Consider the following 20211-nt stretch of genomic DNA (forward strand, 5'->3'; position numbering starts at 1 on the left):
AAATCCTGCGCCAGCCCGCGCTTGGCGATGCGGTGCGCGACCTCGACCAGCGCCCGCTCGGCGTTGCCGTAGAGCAGCAGATCGGCCTTGGCGTCGAGCAGGATGGAACGACGCACCTTGTCCGACCAATAGTCGTAATGGGCGATGCGGCGCAGCGAGGCCTCGATGCCGCCGAGCACAATGGGCGTTTCGGGGAAGGCTTCGCGGGCGCGCTGGGCGTAGACGATAACCGAGCGATCCGGCCGTTTCCCGCCCTCGCCGCCCGCCGTGTAGGAGTCGTTCCTGCGGATGCGGCGATCCGACGTATAGCGGTTGACCATCGAATCCATATTGCCGCTGGTGACGCCGAAGAAGAGGTTCGGCTTGCCGAGCTTTTTGAAGTCCGAGGCGTCGCGCCAGTCTGGCTGCGAGATGATGCCCACGCGAAAGCCCTGCGCCTCCAGCAGGCGCCCGACGATCGCCATGCCGAAGCTCGGATGGTCGATATAGGCGTCGCCGGTCACGAGGATGATGTCGCAGGAATCCCAGCCGAGCGCCTCCATCTCCGCCCGCGACATGGGGAGGAAGGGCGCGACGCCGAAGCGATGCGCCCAGTATTTCCGGTAGGAAAAAAGCGGCTTGGCGCTTTGCAGGGGTGGGGTCGTAGATGCCATGGCGGTACTAGGCGGGTTTTTCCTGGGGCGTCAACGGGGAACGCGCGTCGTCATTGCGAGGAGCGTAGCGACGACGCAATCCAGAGCCGAGGCGTGGCTCTGGATTGCTTCGCTTCGCTCGCAATGACGACTTTCAAGCCCCGTTCTTCGGCCCGGTCTCGTCGGACGTCTTCTTTTCCGCCTGCCCCGAGATCGTCACCCTGTCGGAGAAGGCGAAGAGGAAGGTCGAGACCACGAAGGTGATGTGAATGGCGATGTAGTAATTCAGGTCGCGTTCGTCCAGCTTCGGCACGTCCATAAAAACTTCGAGGAGCTTGATCGCCGAGATGGCGACAATCGTTGTGAGCAGCTTCAGCTTCAACTGCGTGAAGTCGATGCCGCCCATCCAGCTCGGCCAGCCTTCGCGCGACGTCGCCGGAACGCCCGAAACAAAATTTTCATAGAGTGAGATCGTCACGATCATCACCAGCGCGCCGGTGAGCGTGAGGTCGATGAGGCCAAGCAGCTCGAGAATGACCCTGTCCTCGCTGGTCGAGCCCAGAGACGTGACAATCGAAACGAGATGGCGCCCGGCGTTCACCATCAGGGCGAAGAGCCCGAGCGTCAGCATGATGAAGAAGGGCGCGAGCAGCCAGCGCGATAGGAACAGATAATGCTCCAACAGGCGCTTCAGCATGGGGGCTCCGGGCGCGGCTGGCGCGCCGCTTCCGGATGGATTTAGGGGCCGAGGGCAAGGCGGCAACGCCACCCAAGCTATCATACCATTTCAGTTTGAACAGCGCGCATGGGGACGTGTCATTCCCGACGGGCCAAAGGCCCGATCGGGAATCCAGAGCCCCAAAAGCGCTGGTTTAGCTCTGGATTCCCGATCGCTCGCTTCGCGAGCGTCGGGAATGACAGCGAACCAATCAAGCGGATCTCGTATCAGAAGGCGGAGACGGTCGTGTTTGCTCTCGATTCAGTCGCCGGTGGTTCAGGAGACGGCCGCCTCGAAACCCTTACGGATCGCGTCTTCCTTGAGCTTGCGGCCGATGAAGACGAGGCGCGACTCGCGCTTTTCGTCGTCCTTCCATTCGCGCTGGAGATCGCCGTCGAGGATCATGTGAACGCCCTGGAAGACGAAGCGGCGCGGCTCGTTCTTGAAGGCCACGATGCCCTTGCAGCGCAGGATGTCCGCGCCCTCTTTCTGGACCAGCTCGTTGAGCCAGGGCACGAAACGCTCGGGATCGACCTCGCCCGAATGGCGCAGTGAGATCGACTGCATCTCGCTGTCGTGGATCGCCTTCAGATGGCCGTGGCCGTCGTGGTCATGATGGTGATGCTCGTGTTCGCACTCCGGCCCGCAGTCATGGTCGTGATCGTGGTGATCATGCGCATGATGCTCATGGTCGTGATCGCACTCGGGACCGCATTCGTGATCGTGACCATGGTGGTGATGATGGTCGTGATCATGATCATGTTCCTCGGCGACGAGGAAATTGGGCTCGATCTGCAGGATGCGATCGAGATCGAAAGCGCTGCGCTCCAGCACGGCGTTCAGCGGCACATTGGCCTTCACGGCGCGATGCAGGCTCGCATAGGGATTGATGCCGCGGATGCGCGCCTCGGTCTCTTCGAGTTCCTCCGGCGTCACGAGATCGGTCTTGTTGAGGATGACGACGTCGGCGAAGGCGATCTGCGTCTTGGCTTCCGGCGCGTCCTTCAGGCGCTCGCTCAGCCATTTGGCGTCGGCCACGGTGACGACGGCGTCGAGCTGCGCCGCATCCTTCACGTCGGCGTCGACGAAGAAGGTCTGGGCGACGGGCGCGGGGTCGGCGAGGCCGGTGGTCTCGACGATGATGGCGTCGAATTTGCCGCGCCGGCGCATGAGCCCTTCGATGATGCGGATGAGATCGCCGCGCACGGTGCAGCAGATGCAGCCGTTGTTCATCTCGAAGACTTCTTCGTCGGCGCCGACGATAAGGTCGTTGTCGATGCCGATCTCGCCGAATTCATTGACGATGACGGCGTAGCGGCGGCCGTGCTGCTCGGTGAGGATGCGGTTGAGGAGAGTCGTCTTGCCGGCGCCGAGATAGCCGGTGATGACGGTAACGGGAATTTTGTCGGTCAACGCCGCGTGCTCCAAATGCTGTCGCCCCCTCCCTGTCCCTCCCCCGCTAGGCGGGAGAGGGGACGCTCACGATCGGGGTGGGCGGAACGTCATGAAGGCCGCCGTCTGCTCCCTCTCCCACGAAGTGGGGGAGGGGTGGGAAGGGGGAAGCCTACGGCGCCAGGGCTTTGCTCAATTCTCTAACATTGTGGCGCATCATGTCGATATAATTCGCGCCGTCCCCCTTGGGCCCGGAGAGGGCGTCGGAATACAGCGTGCCGCCGATCTTCGCGCCGGTCTCGGCCGAGATGCGCCTGGCGAGGCGCGGGTCGGCGATATTCTCCAAAAACACCGCCCCGACCTTGTGTTGCCTCACGGAATCGATGATGCGGGCGATGTCGCGGGCGCTGGCCTCGGCCTCGGTCGAAACGCCCTGGGGGGCGATGAATTCGACGCCATAGCGCGCCGAGAAATAGCCGAAAGCGTCATGCGTTGAGACGACGCGGCGGCGCTCCTTGGGGATGGCGTCGAGCGCCTTGACGATCTCGGCGTCGAGCGCGTCGAGCCTGGCGAGATAGGCGGCGGCGTTCGCCTGATAGGCCTCGGCGCCCGACGGATCGGCGGCCGCGAGCGCGTCACGGATTTCGGCGACATAGGCCTTGGCGTTGGCGACATCCTGCCAGGCGTGCGGGTCGGTCCCTTCCTCGCCGGGCCGGGCGGCGACGCCCTTGCCGAGCGTGACGATGGTTCCCTTGCTCTTGGCCGCGGCGACGAGGCGTTCGAGCCAGCCTTCGAACCCCAGGCCATTGACGAAAACGAGCTTGGCCTGCGCGATCTTGCGGCCGTCGGCTGGCGTGGGCTGATAGACATGGGCGTCGCCGTCCGGACCTACGAGCGTCGTCACCGCGATGCGATCGCCGCCGACCTGCCGGACGAAATCACCGATGATCGAGAAGCTTGCGACAACGGGGAGGCTCTCCGGGCTCGCGTAAGCCGGGATCGCGAGCGCAGCGGCGAAGGCGGCGACAAAGGCGCGGCGTGTCAGCATGAATGTCATCCTTCGAGATGCCGGCGCGGCCGCTTGAGCCGCAGCGCGCCGCCGGCGGAGCCAAAAATAAGCGAAGCGAAATAAACGAGGCCGGCTGCGAGAATGATCGCCGGGCCGGTGGGCGCGCCCGTCTCGTTGGAAAAGACGAGGCCCGCATAGACGCAGACCGCCGCGACGCCGGCGGCGAGCGGCAGAGCGACGGCAAGCTCATGGGTCCAGAGCCGCGCCGCGGCGGCGGGCAGCATGATGAGGCCGACGGCCATCAGCGTGCCGAGCGCCTGAAAGCCCGCGACGAGATTGAGCACCACAAGGCCGAGGAACAGAAAGGGGATGAATTCGCCGAGCCGGCTGGTCTGCCGCAAAAAGAGCGGGTCGAGCGTGTCCATGGCGAGTGCGCGATAGAAGACGGCGAGAGCGACGAGCGTCAGCGTCGAGACGCCGGCGAGCATGACGAGCGCCGAATCGTCGAGGCCGAAGACCGAGCCGAAAAGCACATGCAGCAGGTCGACGCTCGAGCCTTTCAGCGACACCAGGACGACGCCCAGCGCAAGCGAGACGAGGTAGAAGGCGGCGAGAGACGCGTCCTCCCGCAGCGTGGTGAATCGCGAGGCGGCGCCCGTGGCGATGGCGACGACGAGCCCTGCGACAAGGCCGCCGAAGGTCATGGCCGGCAGTGAGAGGCCCGCGACGAGATAGCCGACCGCCGCGCCCGGAAGCACGGCGTGCGAGAGCGCGTCGCCGGCAAGCGACATGCGGCGCAAAATGAGAAACACGCCGAGCGGCGCGCCTGAAACGGCAAGCGCCAGCGAGCCCACGAGCGCGCGGCGCATGAATTCATAGTCGAGGAAGGGCGCGACAAAAATCTCAGTGAGCATGAGCCGCTTCTTCGTCTCTCAGACATTCGCGCGCCTGCCGGTCATAGGCTTCCGACATGGCCCGCGCGCGGGCGAGGTTTTCGGCGCAGAGCGCCGCGCCGGTTTCGCCCCAGGCGATGCGCTCGCGGGCGAGCAGCAGGGTCTCAGGGAAGGCGCGGCGGGCGAGGTCGAGCTCATGCAGCACGGCGACGATGGTGCGCCCCTCGCCGCGCCACTGCGCGATGAGGCCGAGGAGATCGTCGGTCGTCGCTTCGTCGATGGCGCCAAAGGGCTCGTCTAGGAGAATCACGCGCTGGTCCTGGACGATGAGCCGGGCGAACAGCACGCGCTGCATCTGGCCGCCGGAAAGCGTGTCGATCGGGCGATCCTCCATGCCGGCGAGGCCGACCCGGTCGATCGCCTGCGCGGCGCGCTCCCGCTCTCCGGCGTCGAGGCGTCCGAACAGCCCGACGCGGCGCATGGCGCCCATGGCGACGAAATCGCGCACATTGATCGGGAAGGAGCGGTCGATGTCGACGAGCTGCGGGAGATAGGCGATCTCCCGCGCCGTCGCGCCGTCGCGCTCGATGCGCCCGCCAAGCGGCGGGAGGAGTCCCGCGAGGGCTTTCAGCAAAGTGGATTTGCCTGCGCCGTTCGGGCCGCAGATGGCGAGCGCGGCGCCGGGCGCGATCTCGCCTTCGAGGTGATGGACGGCGGGGCGGCGGTCATAGCCGAGCGTGAGATTGATGAGGCGAATCGGCCCCGGCGACGCCATGCTCCTCAATGGAGCGCCCAATAAACGCCGGCCCAAAGGGCGGCGATGACAAGCGAAACGCCGGAAAGACGCGCGAGGGCTGAAGCTTCGAGCAGCGACGCGCGCGCGGGGGGCGCGCGGTCCGCCGATTGGGCAAGCCCTTGCGCGCGCAGGACCGCGTGGTCATGGGCGTGGCGGTGGCCTTGGGTCGCGTCGGTCATGCTTGATGTTATAATATAACGCCCGATAAGGACAAGGGCTGCTTTTCGAGCAGAGGATGCGCTTTCCTTCTCCCGTTTACGGGAGAAGGTGGCCCTCGCGTCAGCGAGGGTCGGATGAGGGCGGCCCTCACCCGACCCCTGCTCACGCAGGGGCCACCCTCTCCCGCATGCGGGAGAGGGGAGTTCCGCAGCGTTCGTGGCGCGAGCTGCCCGAGGCGCTCTAACCGCCATTTTGCTTTTCTCGGGCATGGACAGCGCACGCCAACTCTGCTATCTCCCCTGCTTACGGGTCAGGCGCTCCGTCAGCGCCCGGAGACCTATTCCCATTTCGGACAGGCTCACGGCAATCCCGCGGGCGGCCCCAACCAGCAGGATGGTTTCGTGCAAGTTCTCGTTCGCGACAACAATGTCGATCAGGCTCTGAAGGCGCTGAAGAAGAAGATGCAGCGCGAAGGCATCTTCCGCGAGATGAAGCTGCGCGGCCACTATGAGAAGCCCTCCGAGAAGCGCGCCCGCGAGAAGGCCGAGGCCGTTCGCCGCGCCCGCAAGCTCGCCCGTAAGAAGCTGCAGCGCGAAGGCCTGCTGCCGGTGAAGGCCAAGGCCACCGGCCGCTGAGCCTGTCGAATTCCTGCCATATCGAGACGCTTTTTTAGCTGCGTCCGGCAGGAATTGGCCAAGTTCCAGATAAGAGACGGTCGAGAGGATTTTCAGGCATGAGCTTCCGCCTCACGGCGACGTCGGTTCGCTTGTGTCCTCTCTCCCGCAGTTTGCTCTTGAGCGGCGCGGCGCTTGCCGCCCTGGCGCTCGCCGGATGCGAGACGGCGACGGGCATTCGTCCGCCGGGGCGCGGCATCGCCGAGATCGCCGACACCGATCCCAAAGCCGCCTCGGTGAATATCGATTCGCTTTCCGAGGTCATCCGGCGCAACCCGTCGAGCGCCGAGGCCTATAATACGCGCGGCGTCGCTTATGCCCGCGTCGGCCGTTTTCAGGAGGCGATCGCCGATTTCTCGCAGGCGATCAAGCTCGACCCAAACAACGCCGCCGCCTTCACCAATCGCGCCTTGGCCAACCGGCAAATGGGGCAGAGCGATCTTGCCCGCGCCGATTTCGACCACGCCATCCAGGTCAGCCCGAATCACGCCCCGGCCTATATCGGCCGCGCCAATCTGTTGCGCGCGCAGGGCAATCTCGATCTGGCGCGGTCCGATCTCGATACGGCGATCCGCCTCAACCCCGAGAATGCGCAGGCCTTCCACGCGCGCGGGCTGATCCACCAGAAGAACGGCGACAATGCGCGCGCCGTCACCGATTTCGACAACGCCATCGACCGCGACCCTTTCGCCGCCGCTCCCTATCAGGCGCGCGGCGAAAGCCTTGTCGCGCTGGGCAAATATGACAAGGCGATCGAGGACTTCAACGCCGCCCTGAACGTCGACAACAAGAGCGCGCTCGCCTGGGCCTGGCTCGGCGTCGCCTATGACAAGAGCGGCAATCGCGGCAAGGCGCAGGAAGCCTATCAGCGCGCCCTGCAAATCGATCCGCAGCAGCCGGTCGCCAAGCAGGGCCTGAGGGGCTGAATCGAGGGCGACCCCCTCGGTTTGGCGCCAAACTTCCGAGGCGGCCTCGTCCGTCGAGACGAACGTCGCTCGCTCCTCAGGAAGAGGCCTTATAAACCATTTCCGTTTGAACAGCTCGCGTTGGGGCGTGTCATTCCCGACGGGCCAAAGGCCCGATCGGGAATCCAGAGCCACGATAGCCGCCTTTGCTCTGGATTCCCGATCGCTCGCTCAAGCGAGCGTCGGGAATGACAGCGAACCGCTAAGTCAGCAGTCTGAGGAGCGGCTTCAGCCCTTTTGCTTTTCCTGGTCCTGCTTGTCCTCGCGCCATTGCCGATAGGCTTTCACGGCAAAAGCGACGAGAAGCACGAACGCCGCGCCGCCGATCGCCAAAGCCTGTTCGATCGTTGCGTGGTCGGCGCCGTGCAGGCGCTCGATCACGGCCGTATCGGCCGCCGCCATTTCGCCGGAGACCCAGCCGAGCAAACCTGCGCCTGCCCAGACAAGAACGGGAAAGCGCTCCAGCGCCTTGAGCAAGAAGCCCGCGCCGAACATCACGATCGGCACCGAAAGCGCCAGGCCGAAAACGACGAGATAGGTCGAGCCATGCGCGGCGGCGGCGATGGCCAGCACATTGTCGAGCGACATCACGGCGTCGGCCATGATGATGGAGGTCACCGCGCCCATGAGATTGGGCTTCGCCTTGACGTCGCTATGTTCTGTTTCGTCGATCAGTAGTTTTACGGCGACAAAGAGCAGCAGTAGCGAGCCGAAGGCTTTCAGAAACGGAACGCTCATGATCTGCACGACGAGCAGCGTGAAGATCACGCGGAGGAGAACGCCGCCGAGCGCGCCAAGAAACACGCCCCAGCGCCTTTGCGTCACCGGCAATTGCCGGCAGGCGAGGGCGATGAGGATCGCATTGTCGCCGGAGAGCAGGATGTTGATCCAGATGATCTCCAGGACTTCCCAGCCGACGGTGATTTCCGAATTCATTTCCTTTTCCTGATTAACGCCGCGTTACAGGCTGGGGTTGCTTTAAACCGTTTTGGTGTCCCGCGATAGCGCGGCGCTCGCGATGAGCCCGCGCGCGACGACGCATTCTTGAACAACGAGCGGAACATTGGCGCCGTCAATTTGTTCTCAAGGCTCAACGAACCAAAGGGTTCGACGGCTTCCAGGAGGCGACGATGGGAATGGCGACACAGGGCAATAATCTCATTTCGAGCGAAAATGTCGAAGGCACGGCCGTCTATGATCCCTCCGGCAACAAGATTGGCCAGATCGACCACCTGATGATCGACAAGGTTTCCGGCGTGATCCGCTACGCGATCATGACCTTTGGCGGGTTTCTCGGAATTGGCGAAGGCGAGCATCCTTTGCCGTGGAAGGCGTTCAAATACGACACCAATCTCGGCGGCTATGTGACCAACGTCACGGCCGACCAGTTGCAGAGCGCGCCCGAATACACCGAGGAAAGCTGGAAGGATCGCGACTGGGAGTCGCGCCTGCATCAGCATTTCGGCTCGAAACCCTATTGGGAAGAGGCGGGCGCGGGCTCGAGCGTCGGCTCGACGACGCGCGGGACGGACCAGACGGCCGGCTTCTAAGAAATAACCCCAAACACAAGCTCGAAGCGGGGCCGCAATCGCGGCCCCGTTTTTTCGTTTTTGGGGGTCCTTCCCTAGATCGCCGGGGTTTCTTGCAAGGTGAGGTAGCTGCCCGCGCCATAGTGCAAGGTATTGCGCGCCAGATAGGGCGGCCCCGGCAAGTCGAAATGCACATAGCCGTTACTGACATTGCTGCGCAGCAGGTCCAGCCGGCTCGCGAGATCCAGCCGCAGCCGATCGCCCGGTCGAAGCTCGGTAGGTCCGGGGGTGAGGCTGAAGGCGAGGTCGACGGGGACGCCCGGCTCGAGAGGCATGGGCGCCGAAGTGTCGTGCACGATCTCGCAGGCAGTGTCGCGCGCGGAATCCCGCAGGCGCCGCGCGGGGCTCATGGCGCCCAGCGAAAGCAAGTGATAGCCGCCGTCCGCCGCGACGCGCCCCACTCGGGCGACGACGTAAGAATCGATTTCATTCGAGCTGAAGGAGAGATGCAGAGACACGGGGCCAGCAAGCCGCGTCGCGCGCTCGATCGGCAATTCGAAGGTGAGGATCTGGTTCGCGACCTCGTCGAAGCCGCCGAGCAACGGTAGGCCCAGGGGCACGGCGGCCCAACGGCTTTCACCGCCGTTTTCCGGCGCGGTTTCCGTCAGCAGATGGGTGGCTGTATCGGGCCCATTGGGGGCGAGAAAAAAGCGCCGCGCCACTGCGCCTGGCACGGGGAAATTCGCAGCGCCCTCGAAACGCTCCGCCCCTTCCAGCCAGTAGCGCACCGGGGGTTGGCTGGCGTAGCCGTTGTCGGCGTCATGGAGCACATGGTCGAAGAAGGCGAGCGCTTCATATTGCCAGGCGTAGACCGGCAACTCGTAGCGCGGCGGCGCAAGGATCATCCATTTGCGGTCGGAGGGCGTCGCGGCGTTCTGGAAGAGGTCGTAGGCGCCGAACTGGTGCAAATTAAAGTAGCCGAGATTCTGAACCACGACGAAAGGAATGTCGATTTGGCCCAAGTCCTTCGAGGGGCCGGGCGCAAGCGTGCTCGTCTCACGCGACTTCGCGTCAAGCATCCAATTGGCGTACCATTCGCGCACGGGTTTCGCGGGCGTCTTCGCCATGAAGCTGCGAAAAAGGGCGTCTGCGCGTCTCATCAGGAACGGTTGCCAGAACCGCTTCAAGGGCGAGTTCGTGACATGGCTCAAAAGCGCGCGAACGACCGGCGGAACGCGCAGGGAAAATAGGGCCGGCGTGAAATTAGCGCCCATCCAGAGATTGCAGAAAAACAGATTGAACACGCCGCCGAAGTTGAGGAGGTGTCGGAAATAGTCCGTGCAGATTTCATTGCAGAAGAAGGCCTTCAGCGCTTCCGGCCGGCGCACTGCGACGAGCGGCTGAGTCATGCCGTAATAGGACGTGCCGAACATGACGACGCGCCCGTCGCACCAGGGCTGCGCAGCGGCCCAGGCGATGCAGCGTTCGAGATCGTCCACGTCTTGCGAATTGAGGAAGACGCCCGCCTCGCCATCGGAGCGTCCCATGCCTCGGCGCATCGCGACCACTTGCGCATAGCCGCGATCGGTGAAGACGGGCGGGCAGCCGATCTCATTGCTGCCGGTGGGAACGCCAGCCGTGTGCAGCTCGCGCGTATAGGCGGCGCATTGGACAATGGCCGGATAGCGGCCGGGCGCGCGCGGGATATAGACGTCCGCCGAGAGAGAGACGCCCGGCTCCACCTCGATGCGCTGGTCGGCGAGCAGGCGGCACCCGAGGCCCTCGGCCGCCTTTCGCGTTGGGCGCCAGCCCGCGAGTTGCTCATGCTCGAGGGGCGGGACCTTCAACGGGATGAGATTGTCCAGCCACTCGCTCATGGTTGTGCTCCAAATTCGCTGCTGAAAAATTGGTTATTGCGCTCAGCGCTTTCCCATCGTGCCCGGTAACGCGCGCATCGATCATTCGGCCCGCTTCTATGCCGGGCGTGCGCGCCAGCGTGAAATCCGCCGCCCGCGCCACGCCGCCGCGCTCAGTCAAGAACCGCAGCGTCTTTCCCCTTTGTGCATCGAGATGACGCGCGAGCGCGCGGTCACCGACGTCGCGCAAGCGCGCCGCGCGCTCCTTTGCGATCTCGCGCGCCACCTGCGGCATGCGCGCCGCCGGCGTGCCGGGGCGCGGCGAGAAGGGAAAGACGTGCAGATGCGTCAATCTGCATTCCTCGACGAGCGCGAGCGTCTGCGCGAACATCTCTTCGCTTTCCGTTGGAAAGCCCGCGATGAAATCCGCGCCGAAGACGATGTCTGGGCGGGCCTTATGCAGCGCAGCGCAGAAATGGATCGCGTCCTCGCGCGAGTGGCGGCGTTTCATGCGTTTGAGGATCAGGTCATCGCCCGCCTGCAAGGAAAGATGCAGATGCGGACACAGGCGCTCTTCCTCGCCCATCGCGACAACAAGATCGTCGTCCGCTTCAATGCAGTCGATCGACGAGAGGCGTAGACGCGCAAGCTCTGGCAGCTCGCGCAGCAGCCTTCGCACGAGCGAACCGAGCTTCAACCCATCTGCGTCATAGCTCGTGAGATCGACGCCGGTGAGCACGATTTCCTGCTTGCCGCTGTGCACGAGCGCGCGCGCTTGCGCGACGATTTCTTCCGGCGGCGCCGAGCGCGCGGCGCCGCGCCCGAGCGGGATGATGCAGAAAGTGCAACTGTGATCGCAGCCGTTCTGCACGGCGAGAAAGCCGCGCGTGCCTTCTTCCGCGGCGCGCGCGCGATTTTCCGGCTGTTCGGCGATGACCCGCGAAACGCCTTCCATCGTCTCGAAGCTTTGCGGATCGATGCGCGCCGCGCAGCCCGCGACGACGATGCGCGCCTCCGGGCGCTCGCGATGCAGCCGGCGGATCGCCTGCCGCGCCTGGCGCGTGGCTTCATTGGTGACCGCGCAGGTATTGACGATCACCGTATCGCTCGCGCTCTGGCGCGCAAGCTCTTCGGAGTCGACCATGTTCAGCCGACAACCGAAGGTAAGAACCTCGACATTCGGCGCCCGCGCGCTCACGCCGCGCCTTCGAACAGCGCCGACGTCAGGCGCGTCTCGAATTCGAATTCGACCGGCCCCGTCATCATGACATGATCGTCGGCGCGCCATTCGATATGGAGGTCGCCGCCGGGCAGCCGCAGGCGCGCGCGTCTATCCGTGAGACCGGCGCGCGCCGCCGCGACCAGAGTCGCGCAAGCGGCCGAGCCGCAGGCCTTGGTCGCGCCCGTGCCGCGCTCCCAGACGCGCAGGAGAATATCATCGCGCGCGACGATCTGCGCAAAGGAGATGTTGGCGCGCTCGGGAAAAAGCGGGTGATGTTCGAGCCGCGCGCCGAGGTCTTCGAGCGCAATCGCCGCGGCGTCCTGGACGAAAAAAATCGCATGGGGATTGCCCATGCTGACGGCCGAAAATTGCGCCGGCGCGCCCGCGACGGGCGGATCGAGCGCAACAGCGCTTGTGTCGGCCGCGCGCGCGAGTGGAATCTCACGCCAGTCGAGCCGCGGGCGCCCCATGTCGACGGTGAAGACGGTCTCGGCCTCGCGCCGCGTCTCTAAGCGGCCGGCCTGGGTTGCGAGCGAGAGCCGCTCCTTGCCCTCGCGCGCCAGCGCATAGGCGACGCAGCGCGTGCCATTGCCGCAGGCCCCCGATAGCGAGCCGTCGATATTGTAGATGCGCATATAGGCGTCGTCGCCTGGCTCGAGCGGGTCGTGCAGCGCCATGAGCTGGTCGAAGCGCAAGCCGGGCGCGGCGGCGATGGCGCGGGCTTCCCGCGGCGCCAGCACATGCGCGCGCCCGCGCAGGTCGAGCACGAGGATTTCATTGCCGGCGCCGTTCATGCGCAGGATCGGAAGATTTTCGAGCGGATGGCGCATTGGTTTTTCCATCGGGACGCGCCCGGTATATAGAGACTGCGCCGCTCTAGCGCCACAGTTGCGCCGCCCGACGCCCGTCGTAATTTCGCGCAAGAAGCGGTCATGAGAGACCGCATCTCCAAAAGGACGCTTCGAGGATGGACGAGGAACCCGGTCTGATCGACAGCCTGCGCACCCATTGGCGGGCGCTGGCGATTTTCACGCTGCTCGTCGTGTCCGCCGCCATTCTCGCCGAAAGGCGCTTCTTGCCGGCGGGCTCCGAGGAAGATGAGGCGCCCGCCTCGCGCGCCGCGACGGCGCCGGCTAGCCCCGGGGCCACGAAGCCCGACGACAAGGCCGAAGCGGCCAAGCCCGCGACCCCAGACCTCGCGCCCGCCGTCATCAGCGAGACCATCGACGTGGATGCGCGTCCGTCGGTCGTGATGAAAGGGCAGGGCAAGTGGGAGGACGCCGCCAAGACGCTCTCCGAGGCGCTGAAAAAGCTCAGCGGCGCCGTCGCCAAGGCGGGGCTGACGGCCAACGGCCGGCCGATCGCCGTTTTCACCAAGACCGACGATGCGGGGTTTTCCTTCGAGGCCATGGCGCCGCTCGCCGCCGCGCCGGAAGGCAAGGCGAAGCTCCCCGAGGGCGTGGAGATCGGCGCGTCTCCCGCCGGCAAAGCGCTCAAATTCCAGCATCGCGGCGCCTATGATGAAATCGACGCCACTTATGAGGCGATCGCCGCCTATCTCGACGAGAAGGGCCTCGACACCAAAGACCTCATCATCGAGGAATATCTGACCGATTTCAAAAGCGACGACGCCAGCGTCGACGTCGACATTTACGTCTTTCTCAAATGAGGCGCGGCAGGAGAACCCCATCCACAGGGCACGGAATCCCGGTTAAAAACCCTATGCAGCGCGTCATGCCCGCGCTTGTCGCGGGCATCCACGCCGGGACATGACGACACGCTGGGAGAAGAAGCGGAGTCGATTCCGCTCATATTCTCAGCTTTCCGCGTCGGCGCGGCGTGGATGGCCGCGACAAGCGCCGGCCATGACGCTGGAACACGTCTGCGCGTTAACCCGAATTCGGAGCCCTGACCCCATCCATCAGCCATTGCTAAGGTCTCGCGGAATAGGATAATCGGCAAGGCTTGAGCCCATCCGGGCGCGGTTTCGCACGGGTCGATTCTCATGAGATGTCTTGGATTAATATGCGCCCTGGCTTTCATGCTCGGCGCGAGCGAGACGGCCCTGGCCCACGCCATCGTGCTCTCCTCGACGCCGCGCGCCGACCAGACGGTCCGAAGCGAGGAGCTCGCGATCGAGATCCGCTTCAATAGCCGGATCGACGCAGCGCGCTCGCATATGAAGCTTTTCAAGATCGGCGGGGAGGCTGTCGCGCTCCCCATTCTCGATGCGACGTCCGCCGACACGCTGAACGCCAAGGCGACGGGACTCGAGCCGGGCGCCTATCGCCTGCATTGGCAGGCGTTGAGCCTCGACGGGCACATCACGCAAGGCGACATTCCCTTCGCCGTGAGCCGCTGACATGCAGCTCTTCATCGAGATCTATGGCTTCCTGAGCGTCGTGCTGCGCGGCGTCATCCTGGCTGCGCAGTCGGTCGCGGTCGGCGGTCTTGCCTTTCTGATGCTACTCGTCTGGCCGCTGGCCCCGAGGCTCGCGGGCGCGGCGCTGGAGCGGCGGGCGTTGCGGCTGATCTTCGTCTCAGCCAGCGGGCTGCTCGCCGCCGAATGGCTCGCCGCCGCCTCGCTCACTGTCATGTTGGTCGGCACGCTCGAGATTCCCGCGCAAGAGGCCGCCGGCGCGCGCGCCGTCGCTGTCGATCTCGTTGCGGGCGTCATCGCCGCTGTCGTCGCCGTCTCCGCCCGGCGCGCGCAGCGCGGCGGCGTCGCGCTTCGTCAGTCGGCGCCCGTGCTCGCGGCGCTGCTCATCGGCGTGCAGGCAGGATCGACACACGCCGCAAGCCAGTTCGAGGGGGCCGCGGTCCTCGCTTGCGCCGAATTCCTGCACATGGCCGGCGCGGCGGTCTGGATCGGCGGCATTCCCTATTTTCTGATGGCGCTGACCGATGTCGCCGACCCGACGGCCCGCGCGCGCGTCGCGGCCCGCTTTTCGGCCATGTCCGTGGGCGCGGTGGCGGCGCTGCTCGCAGGCGGCGCGCTGATGGCGGCGTTTTATGTGGGCGCGGCGCCCGCCATGTATGGCACCTCCTATGGGGTCATGCTCAGCGCCAAGATCGTGCTGCTTTTGGGCCTGCTCCTCCTCGGCGGATTGAACTTCCTGGCCGTGCGCAAGCTGAGACAGGAGCCGGCCGGGCCGCTGCTGCGCACCCGGCGATTCGCCGAGACGGAGATCGGCGTCGGGCTCACCGTGCTGTTCTGCGCCGCTTCGCTCGCCTCGCTGCCGCCGGCGCGCGACCTTCCCAACGATCGGGCGAGTTTCGCCGAAGTCGTCGACCGCCTCGAGCCGCGCCTGCCGGTGCGGCTGGACAGTCCCGATTTCGAGACGCTTTCCGCCGCTCTGCCGCCCGAAGCCTTGAAGAATCTGCCGCCCGGCGCCCAGCCGCCGCGCTCGCCGGCCGATATCGCCTGGTCGGAATATAATCACCATTGGGCGGGGCTTTTCGTTATCGCCATGGGCGTGATGGCGCTTCTGGAGCGCGCGAGCCGCCGTCTCGCGCCGGTCATGCGGCATTGGCCGCTCGTTTTCCTGGGCCTCGCTTGCTTTTTGTTCCTGCGCGCGGACGAGATGGTCTGGCCGCTCGGGCGGCTGGGGCTCATCGAGAGCCTGCGCGATCCCGAAATCGCCCAGCACCGCCTGCTGACGCTGCTGATTGTGATCTTCGGCCTGTTCGAATGGCAGGTGCGGCAGGGCCGCATCAAGGCCTGGTGGGCTCCTTATGTCTTCCCGGTCAGCACGGCGACGGCGGCGGCTTTTCTGCTCACCCATTCCCACGCGCTCGCCAATCTCAAGGAAGAGACGCTGATCGAGATTACCCATACGCCGCTGGCGCTCGTCGGCGTCGCGGCCGGATGGTCGCGCTGGCTGGAGTTACGGCTCGACGGCGGAGCGAAGCGGATGGCGGGCTTTGTGTGGCCGATCGGCTTTATTCTCGCCGGGTTGATGCTGGTGTTTTACCGGGAGGCCTGAGCGGCGGCGTCATTGCGAGCGAAGCGAAGCAATCCAGGGCCGTGATGTGGCTCTGGATTGCTTCGTCGCTTTGCTCCTCGCAATGACGGCGGGAGCGGAAAGCGGCATCAATCCTTTTGGGGCTTCGTCCGGGCGGGTAGTCCGCGGTCTCTTCGAGAAAGCTGACGAGAAAAACCCAGTGCCAGCCTCGCCGTCATTGCGAGCGCAGCGAAGCAATCCAGGGCCGTGATGTGGCTCTGGATTGCTTCGTCGCTGCGCTCCTCGCAATGACGGAGGCGGCGTCAATCCTTCGGAGGCTCGTCCGGGCGATATTCGAGTATGTCTCCCGGTTGGCACGCGAGCGCCTCGCAGATTTTCTCTAGCGTATCGAAACGCACGCCCTTCACCTTGCCCGATTTCAGCAGGCTCACATTCTGCTCGGCGATGCCGATCAACTGCGCGAGATCGCGCGAGCGCATCTTACGCTTGGCGAGCATGACGTCGAGATTGACGATGATGGCCATCAGACGATCTGCGCGTTTTCGTCGGCGATGTCGGCCGCGGTTTTCTGGATATGGGCGAGGGCGAGAAGCATCAGGACCAGGATGATGTGGACGATGTCTTCCGATCCAATGAAGATATGTTTGGTCTTCGCCGACGCCGGCAGATGCATCGCCAGCGTATAGATGACGGCCGAGCGCTCGACGAAATCGGCGACGATCGCCACCAGTCCCGCAATCCCGATCCGTCGCAGCCAAACGGCGGCTTCAAGAGAAAACACTTCGCCCGCAAGATAGATCGAAAAAAGCCGCCAGATGGAGAAGGTGAGGGCGGCGACGCATAGCCACAATGCAAGGCTCATCGCCAACACGGCGTTCCATTGCGTTGCAGACGCAGCGGAAACGTCGAGTTTGAAGAGCTCCATCGCTCTTGTTTCATAGGGCGCGCGCGTCGCCCATGCGTCGCAAAAAACCCATAGCAGGAGCAGCGCGTAGCTCATGGCGAGCAGCCGGATGGTCTGGCAAAGCCAGCCGATCTTGGCGCGCAAGGTCGAGAGCCGCGGATTGGCCGGCGAAATAAGGGCGATCGTATCGGTCATTGTTTTTTCTCCATGGCCGCGGCGCGGCGGGCCGATTTTTGAAATTCATGACGCGTGGCGGATGACGCCGAGCCGATAAAGCGGATCTCGCATCGGACGATCCGGGCGTATTCGTCGGCGCGGCGGCGCGAGGATCGATGTCCGAGTCCCGTTCAATCATTTCGGTCTCCGAAAAGTGACGCGCCGAAAACTCGCGACGCGGCGAAAGAGCATGCCCGCCGCCACGCGAGCAAGCTTTCTCTGCGCGCCAATATTGACGCATAAAAAATTTAATGCAATACATTAAAAAATGATCGTGGAGGATGATTGTTATCATGCGCATCACAGGTTTGATTTTCATCGCCTTTTCCGCCGCTTTGCTCTCGGGGTGTAGCTGGGACGTCCCCATCGCCACCCAATGGAAGCTCCGCGCCTTCGATATGGGGACGGCCGATCTGACGAAGTTGCGCTTCGCTTTACGAACGCCGGAATGGGCGGCTCCGACGCCGGACAAGACGGTTCTGGTGACGACGCTCGCGTCCGAGGGCGAAAAGGACGGCGAGCGCAACGTCGAGATTCACCTGCATCGCGCCGCCTATGCCAAAGACGCGGAGGACATCGCCAATCTCTCGCAGAAGACCGGCCCGCTCGACGTCTATGAGATCGCGCCGCGCGATCTCCCAACGGCGCAGGCGTTGCAGGCGGAAGCGCGCAAGTTGAAGGCCGAGGGGCGCCACGGTCATAACGGCGTCAAAGTCGACCGCGGGCTCGCCTGCCGCAAGGCGAATGTGCCCGACGGCGCCATTCCCATCGACGTCTTTATTCACCCCGACGACGAGATCGGCTGGCTGCCGCTTCTCGAAAATTACGATGTGCGCGCTCTGCTCAAGACGCCCGAGGATCTGCGCAAATTCGAAGAAGGCGCGCCGCTCTGCGACAAGCACGCCCAACGCGCTTCCCGATGACGACGCGAAAGCCAATCCGCGCGCCCCCGCGATGACGACGCGCTGAGCCAACCGAAAGGACAATCGCCTTCCCCAACGCCGGAGCCCCCGCTCCGGCGGACACAGCCTCTTTGTCTTCGAACTGGAGATCTATCAATGAAACGCTTGGTTCCCGCTATTCTGGCGCTCGGCGCCGCCAGCGCGGCGGCCGCCGCCGATCTGCCCTACCGCAAAGCGGCCCCGCCCTTCGTTCCGCCTCCGCCGCCCCCGACGCTCTTGTTCCAGGGGCTTTACGCCGGCGTGCAGGGGGGCTTCCTCGGCTTTGTCGATCGCTCGCGCGATTATCTCTCCGTGAACAACGCTTTGCTGTTCACGAGCAAGACCGGGCATGGCGGGAGCTTCCAGGGCGGCGCGCATGTCGGTTACGATTGGCGCTTCGGCTCCTTTGTCGGCGGTCTCGTCGCCGATGTGACCGGCGCGCGGGCGGTCAATGATGTCTACGATCCGCTCGGGCAATACTCGGTGCGAAATGTGCTCGGCGTTTCCGGCTCGCTCCGCGGGCGCGTCGGCGTCGTCGCCTTCGATCGGCTGCTGGTCTATGCGACAGGCGGTCTCAATGTCGCCGACGTGCGCCACGAGTACAGATCGGTTTTCGGCCTGAGGGCAAATAAGAATTCTCTGCTGGGGTCGCCCACGGTCGGAGTCGGCGCGGAATATGCGATTTCCGACCGCTGGAGCGGGCGGATCGAATATCGCGTCACCGGCCTCGGAACGCCGCGCGAGACGACGCCTGTCGCTTGGGGGTTGAAGACGGCGCATCAGGCCGGCTCGGGCGCCATCACCGCGGGCGTCAGCTATCGCTTCGGCAACTGACGCAAGCCGGACCGCGCGCCTTCGGGCGCGCTGTCTATTTAGCGAGCCTGAAGGCTCGCGGTCCAGAAAGGCGCCTGAAAAGTGGCGGCGACGCCCCTCGTGCGTCGAGACGCCTGCTGCGCAGGCTCCTCAGCATGAGGGGCTTCCGCATCAAACACTTAGGCCTCATCCTGAGGAGCGAGCGAAGCTCGCGTCTCGAAGGACGAGGCCGCCTCGGAGGTTCGTCAATGAACTAAGGCGGCCTTAGGCCGCCTTCGCCTTTTCCATCATCTCGACGAAGCGCTTGAAGAGATAATGGCTGTCCTGCGGGCCGGGCGAGGCCTCGGGGTGATGCTGCACCGAAAACGCCGGGCGGTCGGTGAGGGCGATGCCGCAATTGGAGCCGTCGAACAGCGAGCGGTGCGTCTCGACGGCGTTTGCCGGCAGGCTGTCGCGGTCGACGGCGAAGCCGTGGTTCATCGAGACGATCTCGACCTTCCCGGTGGTGAAGTCCTTCACCGGATGGTTCGCCCCATGATGGCCCTGCGGCATCTTTTGCGTTTTCGCGCCGACGGCCAGCGCCATCATCTGATGGCCCAGGCAAATGCCGAAGACCGGCACTTTCTTGGCGAGCAGATCGCGGATCACGGGCGTCGCGTATTTGCCCGTCTCGGCCGGGTCGCCCGGGCCGTTGGACAGGAAGACGCCATCGGGCTTCAGCGCCAGGATTTCAGCGCTCGTCGCCGTCGCCGGCGCGACGATCACCTCGCAGCCTTCCTCGGCCAGCAGGCGCAGGATGTTGCGCTTCACGCCATAGTCGATGGCGACGACGCGAAACTTCGCCGCGCCGTCGCGCGCGCCATAGCCCGCGCCGAGGCGCCAGGGGGTTTCCTTCCAGTCGTAGCGCTCCTTGGCGCCAACGCTGGGCACAAGGTCCATCCCGTCGATGCCCGGCCAGGCGGCGGCCTTGGCCTTGAGCGCTTCAATGTCGAACTTGCCGTCCGGCGCATAAGCGATGACGGCGTTGGGCATGCCGCGCTCGCGAATGAGCGCCGTGAGCGCGCGCGTGTCGATCCCGTAGAGCGCCACAATGCCGCGCGTCGCCAGCCAGTCGGTCAGCGGCGTCTCGGAGCGGAAATTGGAAGGGTCGGTCACCGGCTGGCCGAAGATCGCGCCGACGGCGCCGGCGCTGCGGGCGAGGTCGACCGTCTCTATGTCCTCGTCATTGGCGCCGACATTGCCGATATGCGGGAAGGTGAAGGTGACGATCTGCGCGGCGTAGGAGGGGTCGGTGAGGATTTCCTCATAGCCGGTCATCGCGGTGTTGAAGCAGACTTCGCCCACAGCCTCGCCGACGGCGCCGAGGCCATAGCCCTCGATCACTTCGCCGCTCGCGAGCACCAGCACGCCGGTATGCACCGGCTTCGTCCAGCCATTGTCTTGATCGAGGGTCATCTTCCGTCCGTTGCGCTCGGGTGGGGCGAGCCGTTATGACAGCCGCTTCACCGCGCGTCATGCCCGCGCTTG

General features: G+C 64.8%; 21 protein-coding genes and 1 pseudogene. 8 read left to right on the plus strand and 14 right to left on the minus strand.

Translation table 11 applies throughout. The annotated features are described in order from the left end of the window. From QNA11_RS00005 to QNA11_RS00035, 7 genes are all read right to left on the minus strand, one after another. Positions 1 to 653 (minus strand): YgiQ N-terminal domain-containing protein (locus QNA11_RS00005; protein ID WP_502867500.1); only part of this gene is annotated, 653 nt, incomplete at its 3' end. Between the two features lie 133 nt (positions 654 to 786). Continuing rightward, entirely contained in the window at positions 787 to 1329 is a 543-nt protein-coding gene (locus QNA11_RS00010) for a YqhA family protein (RefSeq protein WP_202073893.1), read from the minus strand. 297 nt (positions 1330 to 1626) lie between these two features. Next, the gene (locus tag QNA11_RS00015) at positions 1627 to 2763 is read right to left on the minus strand and encodes a CobW family GTP-binding protein (protein ID WP_283481460.1); all 1137 of its coding nucleotides are present in this window, start codon (positions 2761 to 2763) and stop codon (positions 1627 to 1629) included. A 151-nt stretch (positions 2764 to 2914) separates the two neighbouring features. Beyond that, on the minus strand, positions 2915 to 3790 hold the full coding sequence (locus tag QNA11_RS00020; protein ID WP_283481461.1) for a metal ABC transporter substrate-binding protein: 876 nt from the start codon (positions 3788 to 3790) through the stop codon (positions 2915 to 2917). A 5-nt stretch (positions 3791 to 3795) separates the two neighbouring features. Then, the gene (locus QNA11_RS00025) at positions 3796 to 4665 is read right to left on the minus strand and encodes a metal ABC transporter permease (protein ID WP_283481462.1); all 870 of its coding nucleotides are present in this window, start codon (positions 4663 to 4665) and stop codon (positions 3796 to 3798) included. Continuing rightward, a complete protein-coding gene (locus QNA11_RS00030) occupies positions 4655 to 5419 on the minus strand; it encodes a metal ABC transporter ATP-binding protein (RefSeq protein ID WP_283481463.1) in 765 nt (254 codons plus the stop codon). The genes QNA11_RS00025 and QNA11_RS00030 overlap by 11 nt, the downstream gene beginning before the upstream one ends. A 5-nt stretch (positions 5420 to 5424) precedes the next feature. After that, positions 5425 to 5619: a hypothetical protein gene (locus tag QNA11_RS00035; protein ID WP_202073940.1), complete on the minus strand. Its 195-nt coding sequence runs from the start codon at positions 5617 to 5619 to the stop codon at positions 5425 to 5427. Between the two features lie 381 nt (positions 5620 to 6000). Here QNA11_RS00035 and rpsU point away from each other — a divergent pair. Together rpsU and QNA11_RS00045 are read left to right on the plus strand one after the other, a co-directional pair. Beyond that, positions 6001 to 6219 (plus strand): annotated as a pseudogene (gene rpsU, locus QNA11_RS00040) (30S ribosomal protein S21); the annotation flags it as partial. A 113-nt stretch (positions 6220 to 6332) separates the two neighbouring features. Beyond that, positions 6333 to 7199, plus strand: coding sequence for a tetratricopeptide repeat protein (locus QNA11_RS00045; RefSeq protein WP_281931123.1), 867 nt, complete (start codon positions 6333 to 6335; stop codon positions 7197 to 7199). Positions 7200 to 7466: 267 nt separating this feature from the next. On the opposite strand, the gene QNA11_RS00050 is transcribed toward QNA11_RS00045, so the two are convergent. Next, positions 7467 to 8174, minus strand: a complete 708-nt coding sequence (locus QNA11_RS00050) for a TerC family protein (RefSeq protein WP_283481464.1) — start codon at positions 8172 to 8174, stop codon at positions 7467 to 7469. A gap of 194 nt (positions 8175 to 8368) precedes the next feature. Between QNA11_RS00050 and QNA11_RS00055 the strand changes: the two genes are divergently transcribed. Next, positions 8369 to 8788 carry a PRC-barrel domain-containing protein gene (locus QNA11_RS00055; protein WP_370568574.1) on the plus strand — a complete coding sequence of 140 codons (420 nt, stop codon included), beginning with the start codon at positions 8369 to 8371 and terminating at the stop codon, positions 8786 to 8788. Between the two features lie 74 nt (positions 8789 to 8862). On the opposite strand, the gene QNA11_RS00060 is transcribed toward QNA11_RS00055, so the two are convergent. The 3 genes from QNA11_RS00060 to dapF are packed head-to-tail and all read right to left on the minus strand — an operon-like array spanning position 8863 to position 12675. Beyond that, positions 8863 to 10644, minus strand: a complete 1782-nt coding sequence (locus QNA11_RS00060; RefSeq protein WP_283481465.1) for a CocE/NonD family hydrolase — start codon at positions 10642 to 10644, stop codon at positions 8863 to 8865. Next, positions 10589 to 11821 carry a MiaB/RimO family radical SAM methylthiotransferase gene (locus tag QNA11_RS00065; protein WP_283481466.1) on the minus strand — a complete coding sequence of 411 codons (1233 nt, stop codon included), beginning with the start codon at positions 11819 to 11821 and terminating at the stop codon, positions 10589 to 10591. The genes QNA11_RS00060 and QNA11_RS00065 overlap by 56 nt, the downstream gene beginning before the upstream one ends. Next, positions 11818 to 12675: a diaminopimelate epimerase gene (dapF, locus tag QNA11_RS00070; protein ID WP_283481467.1), complete on the minus strand. Its 858-nt coding sequence runs from the start codon at positions 12673 to 12675 to the stop codon at positions 11818 to 11820. The genes QNA11_RS00065 and dapF overlap by 4 nt, the downstream gene beginning before the upstream one ends. Before the next feature lie 137 nt (positions 12676 to 12812). Here dapF and QNA11_RS00075 point away from each other — a divergent pair, with 137 nt between their 5' ends. From QNA11_RS00075 to QNA11_RS00085, 3 genes are all read left to right on the plus strand, one after another. Further along, complete coding sequence (locus QNA11_RS00075) at positions 12813 to 13514, plus strand: GyrI-like domain-containing protein (protein ID WP_283481468.1); 702 nt, start codon at positions 12813 to 12815, stop codon at positions 13512 to 13514. Positions 13515 to 13886: 372 nt separating this feature from the next. Then, a complete protein-coding gene (locus tag QNA11_RS00080) occupies positions 13887 to 14207 on the plus strand; it encodes a copper resistance CopC family protein (RefSeq protein WP_283481469.1) in 321 nt (106 codons plus the stop codon). A gap of 1 nt (position 14208) precedes the next feature. After that, on the plus strand, positions 14209 to 15831 hold the full coding sequence (locus QNA11_RS00085) for a CopD family protein (RefSeq protein WP_283481470.1): 1623 nt from the start codon (positions 14209 to 14211) through the stop codon (positions 15829 to 15831). Positions 15832 to 16112: 281 nt separating this feature from the next. Here QNA11_RS00085 and QNA11_RS00090 read toward each other — a convergent pair whose 3' ends face one another. Both QNA11_RS00090 and QNA11_RS00095 read right to left on the minus strand, forming a co-directional pair. Further along, a complete protein-coding gene (locus tag QNA11_RS00090) occupies positions 16113 to 16334 on the minus strand; it encodes a helix-turn-helix domain-containing protein (RefSeq protein ID WP_202073881.1) in 222 nt (73 codons plus the stop codon). Further along, the gene (locus QNA11_RS00095; RefSeq protein WP_202073880.1) at positions 16334 to 16909 is read right to left on the minus strand and encodes a DUF2975 domain-containing protein; all 576 of its coding nucleotides are present in this window, start codon (positions 16907 to 16909) and stop codon (positions 16334 to 16336) included. Before QNA11_RS00095 ends, QNA11_RS00090 begins: the two co-directional genes overlap by 1 nt. A 314-nt stretch (positions 16910 to 17223) precedes the next feature. Here QNA11_RS00095 and QNA11_RS00100 point away from each other — a divergent pair, with 314 nt between their 5' ends. Together QNA11_RS00100 and QNA11_RS00105 are read left to right on the plus strand one after the other, a co-directional pair. Further along, a complete protein-coding gene (locus tag QNA11_RS00100) occupies positions 17224 to 17853 on the plus strand; it encodes a hypothetical protein (protein ID WP_283481471.1) in 630 nt (209 codons plus the stop codon). 135 nt (positions 17854 to 17988) lie between these two features. Continuing rightward, positions 17989 to 18705 (plus strand): outer membrane protein, encoded by a 717-nt coding sequence (locus QNA11_RS00105; RefSeq protein WP_283481472.1) that lies wholly within the window; start codon positions 17989 to 17991, stop codon positions 18703 to 18705. A gap of 243 nt (positions 18706 to 18948) precedes the next feature. On the opposite strand, the gene carA is transcribed toward QNA11_RS00105, so the two are convergent. Beyond that, a complete protein-coding gene (gene carA / locus QNA11_RS00110; RefSeq protein WP_281931109.1) occupies positions 18949 to 20139 on the minus strand; it encodes a glutamine-hydrolyzing carbamoyl-phosphate synthase small subunit in 1191 nt (396 codons plus the stop codon). Positions 20140 to 20211: the final 72 nt, after the last annotated feature.

It is taken from the genome of Methylocystis sp. JR02, from assembly GCF_030063565.1.
GTDB lineage: Bacteria > Pseudomonadota > Alphaproteobacteria > Rhizobiales > Beijerinckiaceae > Methylocystis > Methylocystis iwaonis.

What these genes read in the sequence shown, in the direction of transcription:
- QNA11_RS00025 (WP_283481462.1), bottom strand. Translation starts at nt 4,665, where the DNA reads ATGCTCACTGAGATTTTTGTCGCGCCCTTCCTCGACTATGAATTCATG.
- QNA11_RS00050 (WP_283481464.1), bottom strand. Translation starts at nt 8,174, where the DNA reads ATGAATTCGGAAATCACCGTCGGCTGGGAAGTCCTGGAGATCATCTGG.
- QNA11_RS00030 (WP_283481463.1), bottom strand. Translation starts at nt 5,419, where the DNA reads ATGGCGTCGCCGGGGCCGATTCGCCTCATCAATCTCACGCTCGGCTAT.
- QNA11_RS00080 (WP_283481469.1), top strand. Translation starts at nt 13,887, where the DNA reads ATGCTCGGCGCGAGCGAGACGGCCCTGGCCCACGCCATCGTGCTCTCC.
- QNA11_RS00075 (WP_283481468.1), top strand. Translation starts at nt 12,813, where the DNA reads ATGGACGAGGAACCCGGTCTGATCGACAGCCTGCGCACCCATTGGCGG.
- QNA11_RS00035 (WP_202073940.1), bottom strand. Translation starts at nt 5,619, where the DNA reads ATGACCGACGCGACCCAAGGCCACCGCCACGCCCATGACCACGCGGTC.
- QNA11_RS00100 (WP_283481471.1), top strand. Translation starts at nt 17,224, where the DNA reads ATGCGCATCACAGGTTTGATTTTCATCGCCTTTTCCGCCGCTTTGCTC.
- QNA11_RS00060 (WP_283481465.1), bottom strand. Translation starts at nt 10,644, where the DNA reads ATGAGCGAGTGGCTGGACAATCTCATCCCGTTGAAGGTCCCGCCCCTC.
- QNA11_RS00085 (WP_283481470.1), top strand. Translation starts at nt 14,209, where the DNA reads ATGCAGCTCTTCATCGAGATCTATGGCTTCCTGAGCGTCGTGCTGCGC.
- carA (WP_281931109.1), bottom strand. Translation starts at nt 20,139, where the DNA reads ATGACCCTCGATCAAGACAATGGCTGGACGAAGCCGGTGCATACCGGC.
- dapF (WP_283481467.1), bottom strand. Translation starts at nt 12,675, where the DNA reads ATGCGCCATCCGCTCGAAAATCTTCCGATCCTGCGCATGAACGGCGCC.
- QNA11_RS00105 (WP_283481472.1), top strand. Translation starts at nt 17,989, where the DNA reads ATGAAACGCTTGGTTCCCGCTATTCTGGCGCTCGGCGCCGCCAGCGCG.
- QNA11_RS00020 (WP_283481461.1), bottom strand. Translation starts at nt 3,790, where the DNA reads ATGCTGACACGCCGCGCCTTTGTCGCCGCCTTCGCCGCTGCGCTCGCG.
- QNA11_RS00010 (WP_202073893.1), bottom strand. Translation starts at nt 1,329, where the DNA reads ATGCTGAAGCGCCTGTTGGAGCATTATCTGTTCCTATCGCGCTGGCTG.
- QNA11_RS00095 (WP_202073880.1), bottom strand. Translation starts at nt 16,909, where the DNA reads ATGACCGATACGATCGCCCTTATTTCGCCGGCCAATCCGCGGCTCTCG.
- QNA11_RS00055 (WP_370568574.1), top strand. Translation starts at nt 8,369, where the DNA reads ATGGGAATGGCGACACAGGGCAATAATCTCATTTCGAGCGAAAATGTC.
- QNA11_RS00090 (WP_202073881.1), bottom strand. Translation starts at nt 16,334, where the DNA reads ATGGCCATCATCGTCAATCTCGACGTCATGCTCGCCAAGCGTAAGATG.
- QNA11_RS00045 (WP_281931123.1), top strand. Translation starts at nt 6,333, where the DNA reads ATGAGCTTCCGCCTCACGGCGACGTCGGTTCGCTTGTGTCCTCTCTCC.